The 19,529-nt window shown below is 72.9% G+C and carries 19 protein-coding genes; 13 read left to right on the top strand and 6 right to left on the bottom strand.

Going from position 1 to position 19,529, the window contains the following annotated elements:
- The 5 genes from N8I87_RS06330 to N8I87_RS06310 all read left to right on the top strand — a co-directional run bounded on the left by N8I87_RS06330 (window position 1) and on the right by N8I87_RS06310 (window position 8,196).
- On the top strand, window positions 1–4,710 hold the full coding sequence (locus tag N8I87_RS06330; RefSeq protein ID WP_263206260.1) for a type I polyketide synthase: 4,710 nt from the start codon (window positions 1–3) through the stop codon (window positions 4,708–4,710).
- On the top strand, window positions 4,707–5,027 hold the full coding sequence (locus N8I87_RS06325) for an acyl carrier protein (RefSeq protein WP_263206258.1): 321 nt from the start codon (window positions 4,707–4,709) through the stop codon (window positions 5,025–5,027). Before N8I87_RS06330 ends, N8I87_RS06325 begins: the two co-directional genes overlap by 4 nt.
- A 3-nt stretch (window positions 5,028–5,030) precedes the next feature.
- Window positions 5,031–5,852 carry an alpha/beta fold hydrolase gene (locus N8I87_RS06320; RefSeq protein WP_263206256.1) on the top strand — a complete coding sequence of 274 codons (822 nt, stop codon included), beginning with the start codon at window positions 5,031–5,033 and terminating at the stop codon, window positions 5,850–5,852.
- Complete coding sequence (locus tag N8I87_RS06315; protein ID WP_263206254.1) at window positions 5,849–7,048, top strand: glycosyltransferase; 1,200 nt, start codon at window positions 5,849–5,851, stop codon at window positions 7,046–7,048. The genes N8I87_RS06320 and N8I87_RS06315 overlap by 4 nt, the downstream gene beginning before the upstream one ends.
- Window positions 7,049–7,119: 71 nt before the next feature.
- Window positions 7,120–8,196 (top strand): class I SAM-dependent methyltransferase, encoded by a 1,077-nt coding sequence (locus N8I87_RS06310; protein WP_263216327.1) that lies wholly within the window; start codon window positions 7,120–7,122, stop codon window positions 8,194–8,196.
- A gap of 8 nt (window positions 8,197–8,204) precedes the next feature.
- Here the strand turns inward: N8I87_RS06310 and N8I87_RS06305 are convergent, their stop codons facing one another.
- On the bottom strand, window positions 8,205–8,876 hold the full coding sequence (locus N8I87_RS06305; protein WP_411577199.1) for a hypothetical protein: 672 nt from the start codon (window positions 8,874–8,876) through the stop codon (window positions 8,205–8,207).
- 375 nt (window positions 8,877–9,251) lie between these two features.
- Between N8I87_RS06305 and N8I87_RS06300 the strand changes: the two genes are divergently transcribed.
- Window positions 9,252–9,899 (top strand): DedA family protein, encoded by a 648-nt coding sequence (locus tag N8I87_RS06300; RefSeq protein ID WP_263206253.1) that lies wholly within the window; start codon window positions 9,252–9,254, stop codon window positions 9,897–9,899.
- Between the two features lie 18 nt (window positions 9,900–9,917).
- Here the strand turns inward: N8I87_RS06300 and N8I87_RS06295 are convergent, their stop codons facing one another.
- Window positions 9,918–10,451, bottom strand: coding sequence for a gamma carbonic anhydrase family protein (locus tag N8I87_RS06295; protein ID WP_263206251.1), 534 nt, complete (start codon window positions 10,449–10,451; stop codon window positions 9,918–9,920).
- Between the two features lie 116 nt (window positions 10,452–10,567).
- On the opposite strand from N8I87_RS06295, the gene N8I87_RS06290 reads away from it, so the two are divergent.
- Window positions 10,568–11,332 carry an acyltransferase gene (locus tag N8I87_RS06290; RefSeq protein WP_263206249.1) on the top strand — a complete coding sequence of 255 codons (765 nt, stop codon included), beginning with the start codon at window positions 10,568–10,570 and terminating at the stop codon, window positions 11,330–11,332.
- A gap of 1 nt (window position 11,333) precedes the next feature.
- Here the strand turns inward: N8I87_RS06290 and N8I87_RS06285 are convergent, their stop codons facing one another.
- Window positions 11,334–12,191, bottom strand: coding sequence for a DMT family transporter (locus N8I87_RS06285; RefSeq protein ID WP_263206248.1), 858 nt, complete (start codon window positions 12,189–12,191; stop codon window positions 11,334–11,336).
- A gap of 93 nt (window positions 12,192–12,284) precedes the next feature.
- On the opposite strand from N8I87_RS06285, the gene N8I87_RS06280 reads away from it, so the two are divergent.
- Both N8I87_RS06280 and N8I87_RS06275 read left to right on the top strand, forming a co-directional pair.
- Complete coding sequence (locus N8I87_RS06280) at window positions 12,285–12,857, top strand: helix-turn-helix domain-containing protein (protein WP_263206246.1); 573 nt, start codon at window positions 12,285–12,287, stop codon at window positions 12,855–12,857.
- A 43-nt stretch (window positions 12,858–12,900) separates the two neighbouring features.
- Window positions 12,901–13,458: a YbaK/EbsC family protein gene (locus N8I87_RS06275; protein WP_263206244.1), complete on the top strand. Its 558-nt coding sequence runs from the start codon at window positions 12,901–12,903 to the stop codon at window positions 13,456–13,458.
- Between the two features lie 24 nt (window positions 13,459–13,482).
- Here the strand turns inward: N8I87_RS06275 and N8I87_RS06270 are convergent, their stop codons facing one another.
- Window positions 13,483–14,571: a cation diffusion facilitator family transporter gene (locus N8I87_RS06270; RefSeq protein WP_263206242.1), complete on the bottom strand. Its 1,089-nt coding sequence runs from the start codon at window positions 14,569–14,571 to the stop codon at window positions 13,483–13,485.
- A 62-nt stretch (window positions 14,572–14,633) separates the two neighbouring features.
- On the opposite strand from N8I87_RS06270, the gene N8I87_RS06265 reads away from it, so the two are divergent.
- Window positions 14,634–14,987 carry an ArsR/SmtB family transcription factor gene (locus tag N8I87_RS06265; RefSeq protein ID WP_263206240.1) on the top strand — a complete coding sequence of 118 codons (354 nt, stop codon included), beginning with the start codon at window positions 14,634–14,636 and terminating at the stop codon, window positions 14,985–14,987.
- A gap of 132 nt (window positions 14,988–15,119) precedes the next feature.
- Here N8I87_RS06265 and N8I87_RS06260 read toward each other — a convergent pair whose 3' ends face one another.
- Together N8I87_RS06260 and N8I87_RS06255 are read right to left on the bottom strand one after the other, a co-directional pair.
- On the bottom strand, window positions 15,120–16,757 hold the full coding sequence (locus N8I87_RS06260; protein WP_263206238.1) for an APC family permease: 1,638 nt from the start codon (window positions 16,755–16,757) through the stop codon (window positions 15,120–15,122).
- A gap of 200 nt (window positions 16,758–16,957) precedes the next feature.
- Window positions 16,958–17,365 (bottom strand): CoA-binding protein, encoded by a 408-nt coding sequence (locus tag N8I87_RS06255; RefSeq protein WP_263206237.1) that lies wholly within the window; start codon window positions 17,363–17,365, stop codon window positions 16,958–16,960.
- A 161-nt stretch (window positions 17,366–17,526) separates the two neighbouring features.
- Here N8I87_RS06255 and N8I87_RS06250 point away from each other — a divergent pair, with 161 nt between their 5' ends.
- The 3 genes from N8I87_RS06250 to N8I87_RS06240 are packed head-to-tail and all read left to right on the top strand — an operon-like array spanning window position 17,527 to window position 19,517.
- A complete protein-coding gene (locus N8I87_RS06250) occupies window positions 17,527–18,315 on the top strand; it encodes a hypothetical protein (protein ID WP_263206235.1) in 789 nt (262 codons plus the stop codon).
- Window positions 18,312–18,854, top strand: a complete 543-nt coding sequence (locus N8I87_RS06245; RefSeq protein ID WP_263206233.1) for a SixA phosphatase family protein — start codon at window positions 18,312–18,314, stop codon at window positions 18,852–18,854. The genes N8I87_RS06250 and N8I87_RS06245 overlap by 4 nt, the downstream gene beginning before the upstream one ends.
- Window positions 18,855–18,890: 36 nt before the next feature.
- Entirely contained in the window at window positions 18,891–19,517 is a 627-nt protein-coding gene (locus tag N8I87_RS06240) for a YigZ family protein (protein ID WP_263206232.1), read from the top strand.
- The last annotated feature ends 12 nt before the right edge of the window (window positions 19,518–19,529 follow it).

Genomic DNA, 19,529 nt, shown 5'->3' with positions numbered 1-19,529 from the left:
ATGCGTCAGGACGCGGTCGCCATCGTGGGGATGGCGGTGCTGCTGCCGGGCGCCGCCGGCCTCGACGCCTACTGGCGCAATCTGCGCGAGGGGGTGGACGCGATCGGGGAGGTGCCGGAGGGCCGCTGGGACACCGACTACTACCGCCCCGGCTCAGCGGCCGGGCCCGCCGTCGCCGATCGGGTGTACTGCCGGCGCGGTGGTTTCGTGGACGGCCTGGCCGAGGTGGAGGTCACCCGCTACGGCATCATGCCCGCCTCGGTGCCCGGTACCGAGCCCGACCAGCTGATCGCCCTGAACGTGGCCGCCGCCGCGCTCGCCGACGCGGGAGCGGGGGAGCGGCTGCCCGACCGGCACCGGGTCGGGGTCGTCCTGGGCCGGGGCGGCTACCTCACCCCCGGCCTGGTCCGGCTCGACCAGCGGGTCCGCACCGCGGGCCAGCTCGTGCGCACTCTGGGCGAGCTGCTGCCCGACCTGACACCGAGTCAACTGGTCAGGGTGCGTGAGGCGTTCACCGACCGTCTGGGGCCGACGAGCCCCGAGTCCGCGATCGGCCTGGTCCCCAACCTCGCCGCGTCCCGGATCGCCAACCGGCTCGACCTGCGCGGCCCGGCCTACACCGTCGACGCGGCCTGCGCCTCCTCGCTGGTCGCCGTCGACCAGGCCGTCGGCGAACTCACCTCCGGGCGCTGCGATCTGATGCTGGCCGGGGGAGTGCACCACTGCCACGACATCACCCTGTGGAGCGTCTTCTCCCAGCTGCGCGCGCTCTCCCCGAGCCAGCGCATCCGCCCCTTCCACCGCGACGCCGACGGCATCCTCATCGGCGAGGGCACCGGCGTCGTCGTACTGAAGCGCCTCACGGACGCCGAGCGCGACGGCGACCGCGTCTACGCGGTGATCCGGGGCACCGGGGTGGCCAGCGACGGCCGTACGGCCGGACTCGTCAACCCCGACCCCGGCGGTCAGGCACACGCCGTGCGCCAGGCCTGGCAGGCCGCCGGACTCGACCCCGCCGCACCCGGCTCGGTCGGCCTCCTGGAGGCGCACGGCACCGCGACACCTGCCGGGGACACGGCCGAACTGGCCACCCTCACCGCGGTGTTCGGACCGGGCGAAGCGTACGGCGACGAGCGTGCGGTGATCGGCTCGGTGAAGTCGATGATCGGCCACACCATGCCGGCCGCCGGAGTCGCGGGACTGGTCAAGGCCGCCCTCGCGCTCCACCACCGCACCCTGCTGCCCACCCTCCACTGCGACACCCCGCACCCTGCCCTCGCGGGCACCCGCTTTCGCCCGCTGGAGAAGGCGGTCCCCTGGGAGACGAGCCCGCAGCAGCCCGTACGGCGGGCGGCGGTGAACGCCTTCGGGTTCGGGGGGATCAACGCCCATGTGGTGCTGGAGGAAGCACCCGGCGCGGCCGCGCGGTCCACGCCGAGCCGGAGGCCACGAGCCACGGTCGCCGTCGCCGAGCCCGAGCGCGCCCTCCTGCTCGCCGCCGACAGCCCCGAGCGGCTGGCCGCCGCGCTGGATACCGACGACTCCGCCGTCCTCGCCTCCGGGCTCGACGCCGCACGCACGCACCCGGACGCGGGACCGGCCCGCCTCGGCATCGTCGAACCGACCGGCAAGCGGCTCGCCCTGGCCCGCCGGGCGGTCGCCAAGGGCCGCGCCTGGCAGGGCCGTAACGACGTGTGGTTCCGCCCCCGGCCGCTGTTCGGCGGCACGGACGGCAGACTCGCCTTCGTCTTCCCCGGCCTCGAAGGCGACTTCGCGCCCCGCGTCGACGACATCGCCGCCCACTTCGGCCTCGCCGCGCTCGTTCCCGTCGACGAGGAGGTGCGGGTCGCGGACGTGGGTCGGCACGGATTCGGTGTTGTCGGCGTCGGGCGGCTCCTCGACGCCGCGCTGCGCCGCATGGGCGTCGTCCCGGACGCGGTGGCCGGGCACAGCGTCGGCGAGTGGACGGCGATGGCCGTGGCCGGGCTGTACTCCGGCGACCAGGTCGACGCGTTCATGGCGGACTTCGACCCGGACACGGTGACCGTGCCGGGCCTCACCTTCGGCGCGGTCGGAGCGTCCGCCGAGCGCGTCCGGGCGGCCCTGCGTGAGGACTGGGCGGGTGCCGGGATCGTGCTCTCCCACGACAACGCCCCGAACCAGTCGATGGTGTGCGGGCCGGGCGGGGCGGTGGAGGAGTTCGTACGGTCCTTCCGGGCCCAGGGCGTGATCTGCCAGGTGCTGCCGTTCCGGTCCGGGTTCCACACGCCGATGCTGGAGCCGTACCTGGCGCCCATCAAGGAGGCGGCGGGCCGGTTCCGGATCCATCCGCCGACCGTGCCCGTGTGGTCGGGGACGACCGCGGCGCCCTTCCCCAGGGGGGAGGCCGCGGTCCGCGAGCTGTTCGTCCGTCATCTGCTGGAACCCGTCCGCTTCCGGCAGCTCGTCGAGGCCCTGTACGGGGCCGGCCACCGCGTCTTCGTGCAGACCGGCCCCGGCCGGCTCGCCTCTCTCATCGGTGACACGCTGGGCGACCGCGACCACCTGGCCGTCGCGGCCAACTCACCGCACCGCCCGGGACTGACCCAACTCCGATGTGTGGCTACGGCGTTGTGGACGGCGGGGGCGAGCGTGGCACCGGCACTGCCGACCCCGGGCGCCCAGGCGACCGGTGGCGGTGTTCCCGAGCGCCGACCGGTCCGACCCGTCCGGCTCGATCTCGGGGGAGCCCTGGTCTCCCTCGACGACCGGGTCCTCGCCGGGCTCCGTACCGAACTGCGCACGGCATCCCCGGCGACGGCGGCAGCCGCACGGGTCAGCGCAGCCGATGCCACCTCGTCCCCCCTCGACGCCGTGGCCGGACGCTTCCCCGTGGCAGCCGAGCTGAGTGCGCTGCTGCGCGACACCGCCGAGACGGCGGCCGCGCTGATCGGCGCGGCCGACCGCCCACCGAGCAGGGTCTACGTTCCGACCGCGGGCCGGCCCGGGACGCCCACCGAGGCTGTGAACGGGGTGATCGCCACTCCGGCCGCACCCCCGGCATCCCCCGCAGCGCCGCACCGGCCCCCAACCACCCCCGACACCTGGCGGACCACCCTCCACGTGTCCCCGCACACCATGCCCCACCTCCTCGACCACTGCTTCTTCCCGCAGCGCCCCGGCTGGCCGGACGTGGCCGACCGCTGGCCCGTCGTCCCCGCGACCACGATCGTGCGGCACATGATGGACGCGGCGGAACGGGCCGCCCCCGGCATGCGGGCGGTCGCCGTGCACGGGGCACGCTTCGACCGCTGGCTCACCGCGACGCCCGCCGTCGACGTCCCGGTCACCGTCACGCGGACCCCCCAAGACCCGGACCGGGTCACCGTCACCGTCGGCCCCACGGCCCGCGCGGTCGTCGAACTGGCCGCGACGCACCCCACCCCGCCCCGTGCCCGCACGGAGCCGCCCCGCCCGGAACGCGCCCCCGACCACACCGCCGCCCAGCTCTACGAAGAGCGCTGGATGTTCCACGGCCCGGCCTTCCAGGGCGTCACCGAACTCACCGCGATCGGCGAGGAACACATACGCGGGGTGATCACCACACCGGCAGCCCCCGGCGCCCTGCTCGACAACGTGGGTCAGATCCTCGGCTACTGGATCATGGCGACCCGTACCGAGCGGACCGTGGTCTTCCCCGTGCAGATGCGGCACATGCGCTTCTACGGGCCGGATCCGGTTCCGGGCACGGAGGTCGAGTGCCTGGTGCGGATCACCTCGCTCACCGACACCCTGCTCGAGGCGGACATCGAGCTGACCGTCGCGGGCCGCGTGTGGGCGCAGCTCACCGGCTGGCAGGACCGACGCTTCGACAACGACCCGGAGACCCGCCCGGTCGAACGCTTCCCCGAGCGCAACACCCTCTCCGAACCGTCCCCCGGCAACTGGTCGTTGCTCCACGAGCGGTGGCCGGACCTCGCGTCGCGCGAGCTGATCATGCGCAACTCGCTCGGCGGGGCCGAGCGTTCCGAGTACGCCGCGCAGGCTCCGCGCGGCCGTCGGCAGTGGCTGCTCGGCCGGATCGCCGCCAAGGACGCGGTACGCCGGTGGCTGTGGGAACACGGCGAGGGGCCCGTCTTCCCGGCCGAACTCCGGGTCCACAACGACGACTTGGGCCGCCCGTACGTCACCGGCGAGCACGGCCGCACCCTGCCCCCGCTGGATGTCTCCCTCGCGCACCGTGCCGAGGCCGCCGTGGCGATCGTACGGCCCCACACCCCGGGCCCCGGCCCCGGAATCGACATCGAAGAGGTCACCGAACGCGACCCGGCGGCCCTCGCCGCCGCCCTGGGCGCCGACGAACTCCGGCTCTTGCGCGCCCGGTGCGCGGACGGCGAGGACTCCGAGCCGCTGTGGTTCACCCGGTTCTGGGCGGCGAAGGAGGCGGTGGCCAAGGCGGAGGGCACCGGATTCGGCGGACGGCCCCGGGACTTCGCGGTGTTCGACGCGGCCCCGGACGGCGGCCGCCTGCTGGTCTCGGGCCGTCTGGAACGCGCGTACACGGTGCACTGCCGATCCGTCCGCAACACCCCCGCACTGCCGGACCGGGAGTACGTCGTGGCCTGGACGACGGGAGGGGTGGAGGGGGCGGAAGCACTGCCCGCACCGGTAGCGGCGGTATCGGACGAAGTGGCAGCAGCGGTAACGGACGAAGAGGAGCACGGTCGATGAACCCCATCCAGCCGACCACCGAGCCCGCCGACGAGGAGGCCGTGCTCGCCGACATCAGGAGCATGCTCCTGATCCTCCTGGAGGAGTACGGCGAGGACGACGTGGAGATCGGCATGAGCACCACGTTCAACCGCGACCTGGAACTGGAGAGCATCGACCTGGTGACCCTGGCGGGCCTCCTGGAACAGCGGTACGGAGGCCGGGTCAACTTCGCCGAGTTCCTGGCCGGTATGGACTTCGACGAGATCATCGAGCTCACCGTCGGCAGGCTCGTCGAGCACGTGGTGCAGAGCCTGAAGGCCGCGGAGGCGAGCTGACACATGGCGATCGTCGACACCGGTGACATCCGGCTGCACGTACAGAGAATGGTCCCCCGCGCGGGACGCCCGAAGGTCGCGACCGCGGTGCTCGTGCACGGGCTGCTCACCGACAGCCTGGCCAGCTACTACTTCACCGTGGCCCCCGCCTTCGCCGCGGCGGGCATCGACGTGGTCATGTACGACCTGCGCGGTCACGGCCGCAGCGAACGCCCGCAGAGCGGCTACACCCTCGACCACAACATCGACGACCTGGAGGCGCTCCTCGACCGGCTGGACGTCACCGGCCCCGTGCACCTCGTCGGCAACTCCTACGGCGGCACCATCGCCTTCGGCTGGGCGGCCCGCCACCCAGGGCGGACGGCGAGCCTCACCCTGATCGAGTCCGAGCCGGCGACGGCGGCCTGGGCGGCGAAACTGGGCGGCATCCTGGACCGGGTGGTGACCGAGCTGGCGTACAACGAGCCCGACGCGATCGCCTGGATCACCTCCCACCGCAGTCACAACACGGCGCGTCTGGCCAAGGGCGCGGCGCGGCTCGCCCGGGAGACCACCATCGGCCGGGACATCCCCGCCAGCCGCGTGCTGACCGAGGACGAGATCAGGTCCGTGCGCTGCCCGGTCCTCGGTGTCTACGGCGGTGACTCGGACCTGGTGGAACTGGTGTCCCTGAAGGAGACGCTGCTCGGGGACTTTCGTTCCGTCGTACTGCCGGGGCACGAGCACTCGGTGCTGGTGGAGGCGCCGGAGGCCGTCGGCGGGCACATCCTGGAGCTGATACGCGCGGCGAGCGGGGGCCGGCCGGTGGGGGCCGAGGTCCGGTGAGCGGGTTCCTGTTCGTGGTGCCGCCCCTGGTCGGGCACATCAACCCGGCTGTCGGCGTCGCGGCCGAACTCACCGCGCGCGGGCACCGGGTGGCGTGGGTGTGCGCCGATCCCGATCTGGTGCGCCGACTCGCGGGAGCGGACGCCGACGTGTTTGCGTGCGACGGCGTCACGGGGGTCGAGCGGCCGCCCGACCTACGTGGACCGGAGGCGCTGAAGTTCCTGTGGGAGGGGTACCTGGTGCCGCTCGCCGACGCGATGGCCCCCGGCGTGCGGGCGGCGGTGGACGGCTTTCGGCCGGACGTGGTCGTCGCCGATCAACAGGCTTTCGCCGGTGCCCTGGTGGCCGAGCGCCTGCGGCTTCCCTGGGCCACCTCCGCCGCCACGTCGGCCGAGTTCACCGACGCGTACGACGGCATGCCGAGGGTGGCCGCCTGGCTGCGGGAGCGGCTGACCGAACTGCGGGGACGGATCGGTGACCCCTCCGGCACCGCCGACCCGCGGTTCTCGCCCCACCTCGTCCTCGCCTTCAGCACGCCCGAACTCGTCGGCCCCACGGGCAAGAAGGGGGAGGCGATCCGCTATGTCGGCCCCTCGATCGCGGACCGTCCGACCGAGCCCGGTTTCCCCTGGGAGTGGCTGGACCCGGGCCGGGCCAAGGTCCTGGTGACCCTCGGCACCGCCAACGCCGACGCCGGCGGCCGCTTTCTCGCCGAGTGCCTGACCGCGCTGCGCGAACGGGCCGACCGGGTACAGGCGGTGCTCGTCGATCCGGGCGGCACCCTGGCCGAGACCGGCGGCGACAAGGACGTACTGATCCTGCCCGCCGTACCCCAACTCCCTCTCCTGGCAAGGGTCGACGCCGTGATCTGCCACTCCGGGCACAACACGGTCTGCGAGGCCCTCTGGCACGGGGTTCCGCTGGTCGTCGCCCCCATCCGCGACGACCAGCCCGTGGTGGCCGCGCAGGTGGTCGAGGCGGGAGCCGGCATCAGGGTGAGGTTCGGCCGGGTCACCGAGCCCAGGCTGGGCGCGGCCCTCGACACCGTCCTGCACGAACCCGCCCACCGCGAGGCTGCCGCCCGCCTGCGCACGGCGTTCCGCACCGCGGGCGGCGCCCACGCGGCGGCGACCCACCTCGAACGGCTCGGGACAGGCCGACGGCACGACCGACAGCCACGAGCGGAGACGCGATGAGTGACAAGACACAGTCGAACGGCGGGAGCGAGCCCGTGGACGCAGCCGAATCCGTGGGCGACCCGGAACCCATGGACGAAACAAAGTCCGCCCTCGACCGCACCGCACGCATCGCCGCCCTGCGCCCCGCCTACCAGGCCGATCTGGCCGACGGCGTGGCCCGGTTCTTCGAGCCGCGACGCACCAGTTGCCCCTGGTGCGGTTCGGAGCGGCTGACCACCCGGCTGCGCACCACCGATCTGCTCCAGCACAAGCCGGGCCGCTTCGAGCTCGACCGGTGCGGGGACTGCGGGCACACCTTCCAGAACCCGCGGCTGAACGAGGCCGGTCTGGAGTTCTACTACCGCGACTTCTACGACGGCCTCGGCGAGCAGAAGATGAGCGGCACCTTCGGCGGGCGGACCAAGATGTACCGCGGCCGTGCCGAATCCATGCTGCCGCACGACCCCACCCCGAAGAACTGGCTGGACGTCGGCACCGGCCACGGCCACTTCTGCGAGGGCGCCCGCGAGGTGCTGCCCGGCACGGTCTTCGACGGCCTGGACTTCACGGACGGTGTCGAGCTCGCCGAACGCGAGGGAAGGGTGGAGCACGGCCACCGCGGCTCCTTCCCGGAGCTCGCCGAGGGACTCACCGCCCGCTACGACGTGGTCAGCATGTTCCACTACCTGGAGCACAGCACCGACCCCGACCGCGAACTGCGGGCCGCGCACGAGGTCGTACGGCCGGGCGGCCATCTGCTCATCGAGGTCCCGGACCCTCAGAGCCGCTACGCCCGTCTCCTGGGCCGCTGGTGGCTGCCCTGGCTCCAGCCGCAGCACCTGCACTTCGTGCCCGTCGCCAATCTGCGCCGCCGCCTGACCGACCTGGGATTCACGGTGGTCGCGGAGCAGCACGCGGAGCCGCACGACCCGGTGGACCTGCTCGCGGCGGTCTGGCTGGCCCTGGACCACAGTGCCCCGCGCGAGGACGCGCCGTGGCTGGCGCGGTCGCCGGGCGCGGTCCGGCGCGGGCTGCGCACCGCCGTGGTCCTCGCGGGGGTGCCCGCTCTCGTCCTCGGCACGCTCCTCGACCGGTTCGCGGTACGGCCCCTCTCGCACCGTCCGGGGCTGTCCAACGCCTACCGCCTCGTGGCCCGGCGCGACTGAGCCGGGGCTCAGAGCACCTTGGCGCGGATCAGCGCGGACAGCACGAGGGCCCCCGGCAGCAATGGCAGCCAGTCCGTCAGCACCCGGAAGCCGATCACGGTCGCCGTGGCCAGGGCCACCGGGGAGCCGAAGGCGGCCAGTGTGAACACCAGCGCCGCGTCCACCGCGAGGCTGCCGGGCGCGGGCACCGCCGCCACCGCGGTGCCCGGGGCGGTCACGCACCCCTGGAGCAGTGGCATCGCGGCCGCCCCGCGCCACAGGGCGAGCACCCGGCAGGGCCGGGTGTGCACCAGGCGCGCGTCGGCCAGGGCGGTGCGCAGCAGCCCCGTCACCGGGCGGCGCAACGGGCGTACGACGGTCAGGGCCACCCCGGCCACGGCGGCACCCGTGCCGGCGACGGCGAGTACCGGCACGAGGGTGCGCCCGTCCGGGATCAGCTCGCCCAGCCGCCAGGCCGGGGAGGCCGCCAGGAACACCATGAGCACGATCGCCCTGGCGACGGACTTGGCCGGGCAGTACAGGGCGATCGAGGCGGTGGCGCGGTCGAGCGGTACCCCGCGGCCGCGCAGGAAACGCACGGTGACGGCGTGCGCGCCGATGCCCCCGGGCAGCGCGTGGTTCGCGGCCCCGGCGGCGAACTGCGAGGCCAGCAGCAGCCCCGGCGGCAGCCGGTCCGGCACGGCGCCCGGTCGTACACATGAGGCTGCGACCCAGCCCAGGCAGGTGAAGCCCGGACGGGCCGCCATCGGGTGGTGCGGGCGCGTCGGAGCGGGGTGGGGACGTCGAGGAGAGCGAGGACACGGGCACGTCGTCCTTCCGCATCGGGCCGCGCGGCGGGACCGGGAGACGCGACGCGGCGGGGGGAACCGCGGGGGAGCTTTCCCGTTCCGTGTGACCTGCGGATGTCCGAGGACCGAAGGACCGTCGGCGGGACGGTGCCGTGGTGCGGGTGCTTGTCCGGCCGCCGTGGCGCGGTGAGCAGGTAGCCTTCCTGTGGGCGCGTCTTACGGGGGACGTCCCGGAAAGCCAAGGACCCGACAGGGGAGGAACCGGCGTTGCACGTCCAGGAATGGCTCGACACCGTGCCCGCGGCCGCCGTCTACGCCGTGGTGGCCCTGGTCATCGGTCTGGAGAGCCTGGGTATCCCGCTGCCGGGCGAGATCGTCCTGGTGTCGGCGGCCCTGCTCTCCTCGCAGCACTCGGGCATCAACCCGATCGTTCTCGGTGCCTGCGCGACCCTGGGTGCCGTCGTCGGTGACTCCATCGGCTACGCGATCGGCCGTAAGGGCGGGCGCCCGCTGCTGGCCTGGCTGGGCAAGAAGTTCCCCCGGCACTTCGGCGAGGGCCATATCGCCACCGCCGAGCGGTCCTTCGAGAAGTGGGGCATGTGGGCCGTGTTCTTCGGCCGCTTCGTCGCCCTGCTGCGGATCTTCGCCGGCCCGCTCGCGGGTGTTCTGCACATGCCGTACTGGAAGTTCCTGATCGCCAACGTCCTCGGCGGCATCTGCTGGGCGGGCGGCACCACGGCGGTCATCTACTACGTCGGCGTGGTCGCCGAGGACTGGCTCAAGCGCTTCTCGTATCTGGGCCTGGTGGCAGCCGTGCTGATCGGCCTGACGTCGATGCTGGTGCTGAAGCGGAAGGCGAAGAAGGCGGCGGCCGAGCGGGCGGCGGAGCAGGAGCCCGTCCCGGCCGCCGATTAGCTCGAGGACGTCAGGACGTCACGCCTTGTCGTGCACGTCCTGGTGCGCCTTCGCCAGGTCCGCGTACAGCGTGCCGTTCAGGGTGACGCCCTCCCGCTCCTCGGTGGTCAGTTCCCGCTTCACCTTGGCCGGCACCCCTGCCACCAGAGACCCGGGCGGCACCACCATCCCCTGCGGTACCAGCGCCTGGGCGGCGACCAGGGAACCCGCGCCGATCACCGCCCCGTTGAGCACGGTCGCGCCCATGCCGATCAGACAGTCGTCCCCGACGGTCGCCCCGTGCACCACGGCGTTGTGCCCGATGGAGACCCGCTCGCCGACCGTGACCGGGAAGCCGGGGTCCGCGTGCAGGGTGGCGTTGTCCTGGACATTGGCGCTCGCGCCGACGACGATCCGTTCGGTGTCACCGCGCACCACCGCGCCGTACCAGACACTCGCTCCCGCGTGCAGGGCCACGTCGCCGATCACACAGGCCGTGGGCGCGACGAACGCCTCCGGGTCGATCTCGGGGTCCTTGCCGCCCATCCCCACGATCAGCGCCTTGTGCGTCATCACGGTCTCCCGGTCTCCCGTCGTGTTCGGTACCCCCGCACCGTACGCCAACGGTGGGGCGAAGATCACAGCGGTCCGGCATCCTGGGCACAGTCGGCGCTGAGTACCGTGAGCGGGTGCCCAAGCCCAAGAACACGTTCTCATCCTGGCGGCGCCGCATCGCGCAGCGGGCGGTCCACGCCGGCTGGGCCTGGGTGCAGCGCACGGGATCCGTCACCGCCGAGCACCCGGGGCGGCTGCGCTTCGGCGCGATGGGAACAGGTACCAGACTCGCCTTCCCGCTCGGCACGGTCTTCGGCGAACCCTGGATCCATCTGGGCTCCCATTGCATCGTCGCCGAGCAGGTCACCCTGACCGCGGGTCTGATGCCCGACCTCGACCTCGGCCCCGACCCGATCCTGCGCATCGGCGACGGGGTCGTGCTGGGCCGCGGCAGCCATGTCATCGCCGACACCACGGTGACGATCGGCAGCGACTGCTACTTCGGTCCGTACGTCTACGTCACGTCCACGAACCACTCGTACGACGATCCGCACGAGCCCATCGGCAGGCAGTGGCCGCGGATGGAGCCGGTGGAGATCGGTCCTGGCTGCTGGATCGGCACGGGCGCGGTGATCCTGCCGGGCGCGCGGATCGGCCGGAACGTGGTCGTGGCCGCCGGTGCGGTGGTCCGCGGGACGGTGCCCGACCACGCCGTGGTCGCCGGGGCGCCCGCCCGGGTCGTACGGCGCTGGACTCCCGGCGACGGCTGGCAGCCGCCGCTGCGCACACCCGCGCCGGTACCGATCCCGGACGGTGTCACCCCGGATCAGCTGCGGGCCCTCGCGGACCTCGACGAGGAGGGCGCCGCCCGGCTGGCCCGGCTGGAGGCCGACGGCTGACTCAGCCGGTCGCCAGCAGGAGCGTCCCGAGCAGGGCGAGTCCGGCGCCCGCGGCCTGGACGGCCCGCAGCCGTTCGCTGAGGAAGCCGTGTGCGGCCAGCGCCGTCACCACCGGGTAGAGCGAGGCGAGGACCGCCGCCACGGTGACCGGGCCGTGCTGGGCGGCGACCGAATAGGTGCCGTTGGCCGCGACGTCGGCGAGGCCGACAAAGGCGAGAGCGGGCAGCGACGCCCACGGGAAGCCGCCCTCGGGGAGGGCGGTGCCGCCCCGCCGGACCGACACGTACAGCGCGGCTCCGCCGACCGCGACATTGGTCAGCCGCTGCACGAACAGGGCCAGGAACAGGCCGGTGACGGTGGTCGAGGCCTCGGTGATGAGCGCGAACACCGTGCCGAAGCCGAGCGCCGCGACGAGCGTGAGCACGATCGTCTGCCGCTGCACGGGGGCGCCCCTGAGCTGGGGCCCGCCCGCGAGGACCACACCGGTCACGGCGACGGCGATGCCCGCGACCTGCAGCAGCCCCGGACGCTCGCCGAGGAACAGGCCGACGCCGACGGGGACGCCGACGCTGAGTGTGGCGAGCGGGGAGACCACGCCCATCGGGCCCAGGGCCAGCGCCTTGTAGAAGGCGAACAGGGCGATGGGACCCACCAGGCCCGCCGCGAAGGCGAACCACAGCCGTGGACCGGCCTCGGCCCGGCCGCCGGTCGCCACGACGACCGCGCCGAGGACGGCCGCCGCGATCCCCTGGGAGACGACCACCACCGTCAGGGCCGGAGTGCGCCGTGTCAGCAGCCCGCCGCCGAAGTCGGCCAGGCCCCACAGGAGGCTGGTGGCCAGGGCGAAGAATGCCGTCACGGGTCCCCTCGCAGTACAGTTCGGTGAACGATCAGGTGCACCCCACCGTAGTTCATTCGATTAAACTATGTCATCCAGAATATTGGACGGAAAGTGTCGGACCTCGACCTGCTGACCCAGTCCCTGGCGCGCACCGTCAAGCACTGGCGTGCGGTGCGCGGCTTCACCCTGGACGTACTGGCCGCCCGGGCAGGCGTCAGCCGCGGCATGCTCATCCAGATCGAGCAGGCCCGCACCAACCCCAGCCTCGGCACCGTCGTCAAGATCGGCGACGCGCTCGGCATCAGCATCACCACGCTGCTCGACTACGAGCAGGGCCCGAAGGTCCGGATCGTCCCCGCCGAGCAGGCCGTACGGCTCTGGCACACGGACGCCGGCAGCTACAACCGGCTGCTCGCGGGCACCGAGGCCCCCGGCCCGCTGGAGATGTGGGACTGGCGTCTGATGCCCGGCGAGCACAGCTCCTCCGACCCGCACCCCACCGGCACGGTCGAACTCGTCCATGTCACGGCCGGCGAGCTGACCCTCACCGTCGACGGCACGGACCACCGCGTCCCGGCCGGCGCGAGCGCCTCCTTCGAGGCCAACACGCCTCACACATACGGCAACACCGGCGACGTACCGATGGAGATGGTGATGGCGGTCTCGGTGCCGCCCGTGCCCTGAGACGTCCGGCCGCCCGCCGACTCGCGGCTGTTAGCGTGCGGCCATGCGCGCACCCATCGGACACTTCGACACCGCGACACCCGCCCCCGACTGCCTGGACGAGCTGACCCGTCCGGTCGCCGACGCCGTACGTCAGTGGCGCGGCAGCGTGCCCGCCGACCAGATCGTCTATGTCGAGACCGATCCGCAGTGGGCCGACACCGCGGTCTTCGTCGAGCACTACGGCCGCGAACTGCTGGAGCAGTCGGCCAACTGCGTGGTGGTCGCGGGCAAGCGGGGCGGCGAGACGACCCTGGCCGCGTGCGTCGTACTGTCCACCACCCGGGTCGACGTCAACGGGGTCGTGCGCCGGCAACTCGGCGCCCGCAAAGCCTCGTTCGCCTCGATGGACACGGCGACGGGGGAGACCGGCATGGAGTACGGCGGCGTCACCCCGGTCGGACTGCCGGGCGGCTGGCCCGTGCTGGTGGACTCCGCCGTCGTCGATCTGCCCTATGTGCTGGTCGGCAGCGGACGCCGGCGCGGCAAGCTGCTCGTGCCCGGCAAGGCGTTCGCCGAGCTGCCGGGAGCGGTGGTGCTGGAGGGGCTGGGGATCGCCTGACGCCGGACCGCGGCGCACCGGACGTCAGCCGGTCAGATGGTGGGCCAGAGCCAGATGCGGGTCCGCCTCGCCAGGCACGGGTGCCGGATCGGCGTGGACCAGCGCCGCGGTGAGCCTCGGCACGGCGTGCAGCAGGGCGTGCTCGGCCTCGACGGCGACGGCGTGCGCCTGCCGTACCGTCGCCTCGCCGTCCACCACGACCGCGACCTCGGCCCGCAGCCGGTGCCCGATCCAGCGCAGCCGCAGCTCGCCCACCTCGCGTACGCCCGGCACCTGACGCAACGCCCGCTCGGCCCGGTCCACCAGCGCCGGGTCGACGGCGTCCATCACCCGCCGGAACACCTCGCGCGCCGCGTCCCGCAGCACCAGCACGATGGCGGCGGTGATCGCCAACCCCACGAGCGGGTCCGCCAGTTGCAGACCCAGCGCCGAACCCGCCGCGCCCACCAGCACGGCCAGCGAGGTGAACCCGTCGGTACGGGCGTGCAGACCGTCGGCGACCAGCGCGGCCGAGCCGATCGAGCGTCCCACCCGGATCCGGTACCGGGCCACCCACTCGTTGCCCGCGAATCCGACGAGAGCGGCCATGGCCACGGCCGGCACCTGCGCCATCGGGCGCGGATCGAGGAGCCGCTGCACCGCCACCCAGGCCGCGAAGGCCGCGGACGCGGCAATGGTCAGCACGATCGCGATGCCCGCGAGGTCCTCCGCGCGCCCGTAGCCGTAGGTGAAGCGCCGGGTCGCGGCGCGGCGGCCGAGCACGAACGCGATGCCCAGCGGTACGGCGGTCAGTGCGTCCGCGGCGTTGTGCACGGTGTCGCCGAGCAGTGCCACGGACCCGGACACGACCACCACGACCGCCTGTATCAGTGCCGTCGCGCCCAGCACGGCCAGCGAGACCCAGAGCGCGCGCATGCCCCGGGCCGAGGACTCCAGGGCCGGGTCGAGCTTGTCGGCGGTCTCGTGGGAGTGGGGGGTGAGCAGATGGGTGAGGCGATGGCGGAGACCGGCCGAGGGGTGGGTGTGGGCGTGGTCGTGCCCATGGTCATGGCCGTGCCCGTGGGTGTCCGCGTGCCCATGGCCATGGTCGTGGGGGTGGTGCCGGTCGCTCACATCGATCACCTTCCGGTGCGCGGGAGTGGACGGGGGACGCCCACGGAGCCCATTATGTGCGTATGAGCGCACGCATGCACCTATCACCTGCGCATCATGCGCATCCGCGCACCCCGGGCGACGAGCAGTTCGCGCTCGCCGCCGATCTCCTGGCCCTGCTCGGCGACCGCACCCGGCTCACACTCCTGCACGCGCTCACTGCCGGGGAGGCCGACGTCACGACGCTCACCCAGGCGTGCGACGCGGCCCGGCCCGCCGTGAGCCAGCACCTGGCCCGACTGCGCCTCGCGGGCCTGGTGAACACCCGCAAGGAGGGCCGCCGGGTGGTCTACTCACTCCGTGACGGCCATCTGCGCCGCCTGGTGGACGAGGCGCTGAAGGTGGCGGACCACCGGCTCGGCGAAGCGGGGCGCTGAGCGGCTCCTTCACGCCTCGGGGCCGCGGGCCGACACCTCGGGGCCGCGGGCCGGAGCCCTTCCACATGACGGTGTCCCGTCCGCCGCGGCAGAGCAGCCGTGGCTGACGGGACACCGTCGACGATGGGCCGGTCAGTGCGCCGGGGCGTCGGTGATCACGACCTCGTCGATGCTTCGCTCGATCTCCTCGGGCCGCGCCGCGGTCGCCTTGGCCCAGTAGTAGATCAGCAGGGAGAACGCGGCGACGACGAGGATGTCCCACCACAGAGGAATGGTGCCGTTGCCGCCGAAGCTGCTCAGCCAGGAGATCACGCCCATGCCCACCAGGTAGCCGGGCAGCCACTGCGCGGACCTGAAGTTCATCCGGGGAGCGTCGGGCAGCCCCTTGCGGGTGGCGTACCAGGCGTAGCTGCCGAGCAGCACATAACCGAGGACGATGGCGAAGCCCAGCCGCCACAGGGTGTCCCAGCCGGCCCAGTAGATGATCAGGTTGGCCACCACGAACGACAGCGGGGAGACGAGCTTGCCGAGGGGCAGGCGGTAGGGGCGCTCGTGGTGCGGCAGACGGTCGGCGAAGACGCCGTACGCCAGCGGCGCGCCCGCGTACATCAGCACGCTCGCCGAGGTGATGAAGCCGACCAGCTCCTGCCAGCTCGGGAACGGGAGGAAGCAGACCACGCCGGTCACGAAGGACATGATGAGGCCGAACCACGGCACGCCGCGGGCGTCGGTCTTGGCGAACGCCTTCGGCGCGTAGCCGTTCTTGGCGAGGCCGTAGGAGACGCGCGAGGTGGCGGTGGTGTAGATCAGGCCGGTGCCGGCGGGGGAGATGATCGCGTCGACGTAGAGGACGAAGCCCAGCCAGCCCAGGCCCACCAGGGTCGCCAGGCCCGCCCAGGGGCCGCTGATGCCGGGGAAGTCGAGCTTGGCCCAGCCGTGCGCGAAGGAGGTGTGCGGCAGCGCGGCGATGAACACGACCTGGAGCAGGATGTAGATCACGGCGCCGATCGCGACCGAGCCGAGGGTCGCCCGCGGCAGGTCACGCTTGGGGTTGCGGCTCTCGCCCGCCAGCTGGATCGCCTGCTCGAAGCCCAGCAGCGCGAAGATGATGCCGCTGGAGCTGATGGCGCCGAGCACGCCCTTGGCGCCGAATGGCGCGAAGCCCTCGGACGTGAAGTTCGACGCGTGGAAGTTGCCGATCGCGATGATGAAGATCGCGGCGAGCGGGACGGCGATCTTCCACCAGGTCGCGGCGCTGTTGGTGTGCGCCAGGGCCCGGACGCCGAAGAAGTTGACTCCGACGAAGATCGCCATGAGGACGACGGCGGTGACGAGACCGCTGGTCGTCAGCGTTCCATCGGTGTGCTGGAGGCCCTGGGCGAACTTCCAGTGACCGGCGTAACCGATCATCGCCTCGACCTCGATCGGGGCCACGGTGGCCGCCTGCAGCCAGGCGAACCAGCCGAACGACATGCCGGCCAGGCCGCCGAACGCGTAGTGCGGGTAGCGGGCCGTGCCGCCCGCCACCGGGAACATGCCGCCGAGTTCGGCGTGCACCAGGGCGAGCAGCACGATCGCGACCGCACCGATCACCCACGAGATGATCGCCGCGGGGCCGGCCACCACGACCGCCTTCTCGGCGCCGTAGAGCCAGCCGGAGCCGATGATGGAGCCCACCGAGGCCCACATCAGGCCGATCAGCCCGACGTCGCGCCGCAGGCCGCCGGTCTCCTTCGTGGCTTGGGGCACGGCATGGTCGACATTCACCATGTCAAGGGGCCTCTCAGATCTGTACGCGGGTTTAACGGACAAGAGGCCACAGGTTAGGGAGACATTCGCGAGCCGCAAAAGACCGTTTCCCAAATTTTGACCCAGTGCTTGGGCTGCTGTTGGGGTGGTCTTTACACAGGTCAGCGGCTGATAACGAATGTGTGTATTCAGTTGCGTATTGCGCGAAGATCGCGCGACAACTACCGAAGAGTAGGAATTTCGATCGCCGGGCAGCGGTCCATGACCATGTCCAGCCCTGCGTTTCGGGTCCTTTTGTACGCGTCGTCGTCGACCACTCCGAGCTGGAACCAGACGGCCTTCGCGCCCTTGGCGACCGCCTGGTCCGCGATGAGCCCGGCGAGGTCACCGTTGACGAAGACATCGACGACGTCCACCTCGAAGGGGATGTGCTCCAGCGAGGCGTAGCCGGGCTCGCCGTGGACCGTCTCCGCCTTCGGGTGCACCGGGACGACACGCTTGCCGAACCGCTGGAGGATCTCCGCCACGCCGTACGCCGCGCGCCGCCGGTTCGCGGACAGGCCGACCACCGCCCAGGTGTCACCTAGCTCGGTCAGGATCCTGCGGATCGTCGCTTCGTCGCCGTACACGGTGAGCCTCCTCGGGCTGGGGGATGTGTGCTCCCGGCAACAGCTCGGGCCGGATCGCGATTCCCCCGCGCGGCCGGGAGGAGTACCCGATCTTGCGGCACGGTGTCCGGATTCGGCACCAAGTGCCTGCGTACGGCCCTCCGTCCGCCTACGCTCGCCCCGTGCTGCGCATCACCGACGCCCGAAGCGGCGAGACCGTCGACGCCGCCCCCGCCCGCCGGGGCCTGACCCGGGTCGAGGCGCATGCGTCGGCCTTCGACCCCTCATCCCTGCGTGTGCTCCTGGTCGCCGACCTCCTCGTGCGGGCCCTGGAGCTCGGCGGCACCCCCGTCTGGGCGATGCTGACCGGCCACCGCCGCCAGGCCGAGCTCCGCGGGGCGGCCGTGGCCCTCGGCATCCGCCCCTTCGAGGACGCCCACGACCTCGCCTCCGGGCTCGGCGAGGCACAGATCGTGCACGTGGTGGGGGACGGCGGTGCCGCGCCGGCGGACGGGGTCGTGGTCGGGGTCGCTCCCGCCGTGGGGGCGGGGGAGTCGCCCGGAAGCACCCCCGCCGTCGGGGCAGGGGAGTCGTCCCCGGCTGCTTGTGCCGATCTCCCGGGCCTGCTCTCCGACCCCTTCGCCCTGCGCTTCGCCCTGCTGGCCGGCCCGCGCACCACCCCCGTGCGACTCGACGCGGCCGCGCTCGACGAGGCCGGGCGGACGCTCGCGCGCTGGCGGCAGGCCGTGGCCACCTGGGCGCGCCGGCCGTCGCGGCCGATTCCCGACGAGGTACGAGGGCGGCTGCGGGCCGCATGGGAGGACGATCTGGACGTGCCCGAGGTACTCAACGTCCTGCGGTGGGTGGAGACCGCCCCGGACCTGCCGGACGGCGCCCGCTTCGAGACCTACGCGTACACCGACCGTCTGCTGGGCCTCGACCTCGCCCGCGACCTCGGGACCCTCGCGTGATCGCCCGCGCGGGAGCGGGTCCGCTGCGCCGACTGGTCGTCCTGCGGCACGCCAAGTCCGCCTGGCCCGAGGGCGTCCCCGACCACCAGCGGCCGCTCGCACCGCGCGGCCGCCGGGACGCCCCGGCCGCCGGCCGCGCCCTCGTCGAGGCCGACTGCCTTCCCGACCTCGCCCTGTGCTCCACCGCCGTACGCGCCCGCCAGACCTGGGAACTGGCCTCGGACCAATGGGGTACGCCCCCTCCGGTGCGGCACGACCGCCGGCTGTACGCGGCCGACGCGCAGGACCTGCTGGACATCGTGCGCGAGGTGCCGCCCGAGGTGGAGACGCTCCTGCTGGTCGGGCACAACCCGGGCCTGGAGGAACTGGTCCTCGACCTCGCGGGCGACGGCCTGGACGATGCGCTGGACCAGGTGCGGACGAAGTTCCCGACCTCCGCGATCGCGGTCCTGGCCTGGCACGGCACCGGCTGGGAGGCGCTCGGCCCGGGTACGGCGCTGCTGACCTCGGTGATCGTGTCGCGGGGGAAGAAGGAGTAGGCGGGACCACCGCAGGAGTCCGCATAGGCTGTCCGGATGCAGGACGAGTACCGCACCGTCGCCCACGCCGGCGTGCACGAGACAGAGGTCAACCGCTCCCGATTCCTGTGCGCCCTCGCCCCGGCGGCCACCGAGCAGGAGGCCCAGGACTTCATCGCCGCGATCCGCAAGGAGCACGCGGACGCCACCCACAACTGCTGGGCTTACGTCATCGGCGCCGATGCCTCGACCCAGAAGGCCAGCGACGACGGCGAACCGGGCGGCACGGCCGGCGTCCCGATGCTGCAGATGCTGCTGCGCCGCGACATGCGGTACGTCGTCGCCGTCGTCACCCGCTACTTCGGCGGGGTCAAGCTCGGCGCGGGCGGCCTCATCCGGGCCTACGGCGGAGCGGTCGGCGAGGCCCTGGACGCGCTCGGCACACTCACCCGGCGCCGTTTCAGGCTGGCCACGGTGACCGTGGACCACCTGCGCGCGGGCAAGGTGCAGAACGACCTGCGCGCGACCGGACGCGAGGTGCGCGACGTGCGCTACGGCGAGGCGGTCACCATCGAGATCGGCCTGCCGGACGCCGACGTGGACGCCTTCCGCGCCTGGCTGGCCGACGCCACCGCGGGGACGGCGGGGTTCGAACTGGGCGGGGAGGCCTACGGGGACGCGTGACGCGTACCGCGT

The sequence above is a fragment of the Streptomyces sp. HUAS 15-9 genome, from assembly GCF_025642155.1.
Lineage (GTDB): Bacteria > Actinomycetota > Actinomycetes > Streptomycetales > Streptomycetaceae > Streptomyces.
Note: the sequence above shows the minus strand (reverse complement) of the source record. Positions and strands in the feature narration are given on the sequence as shown.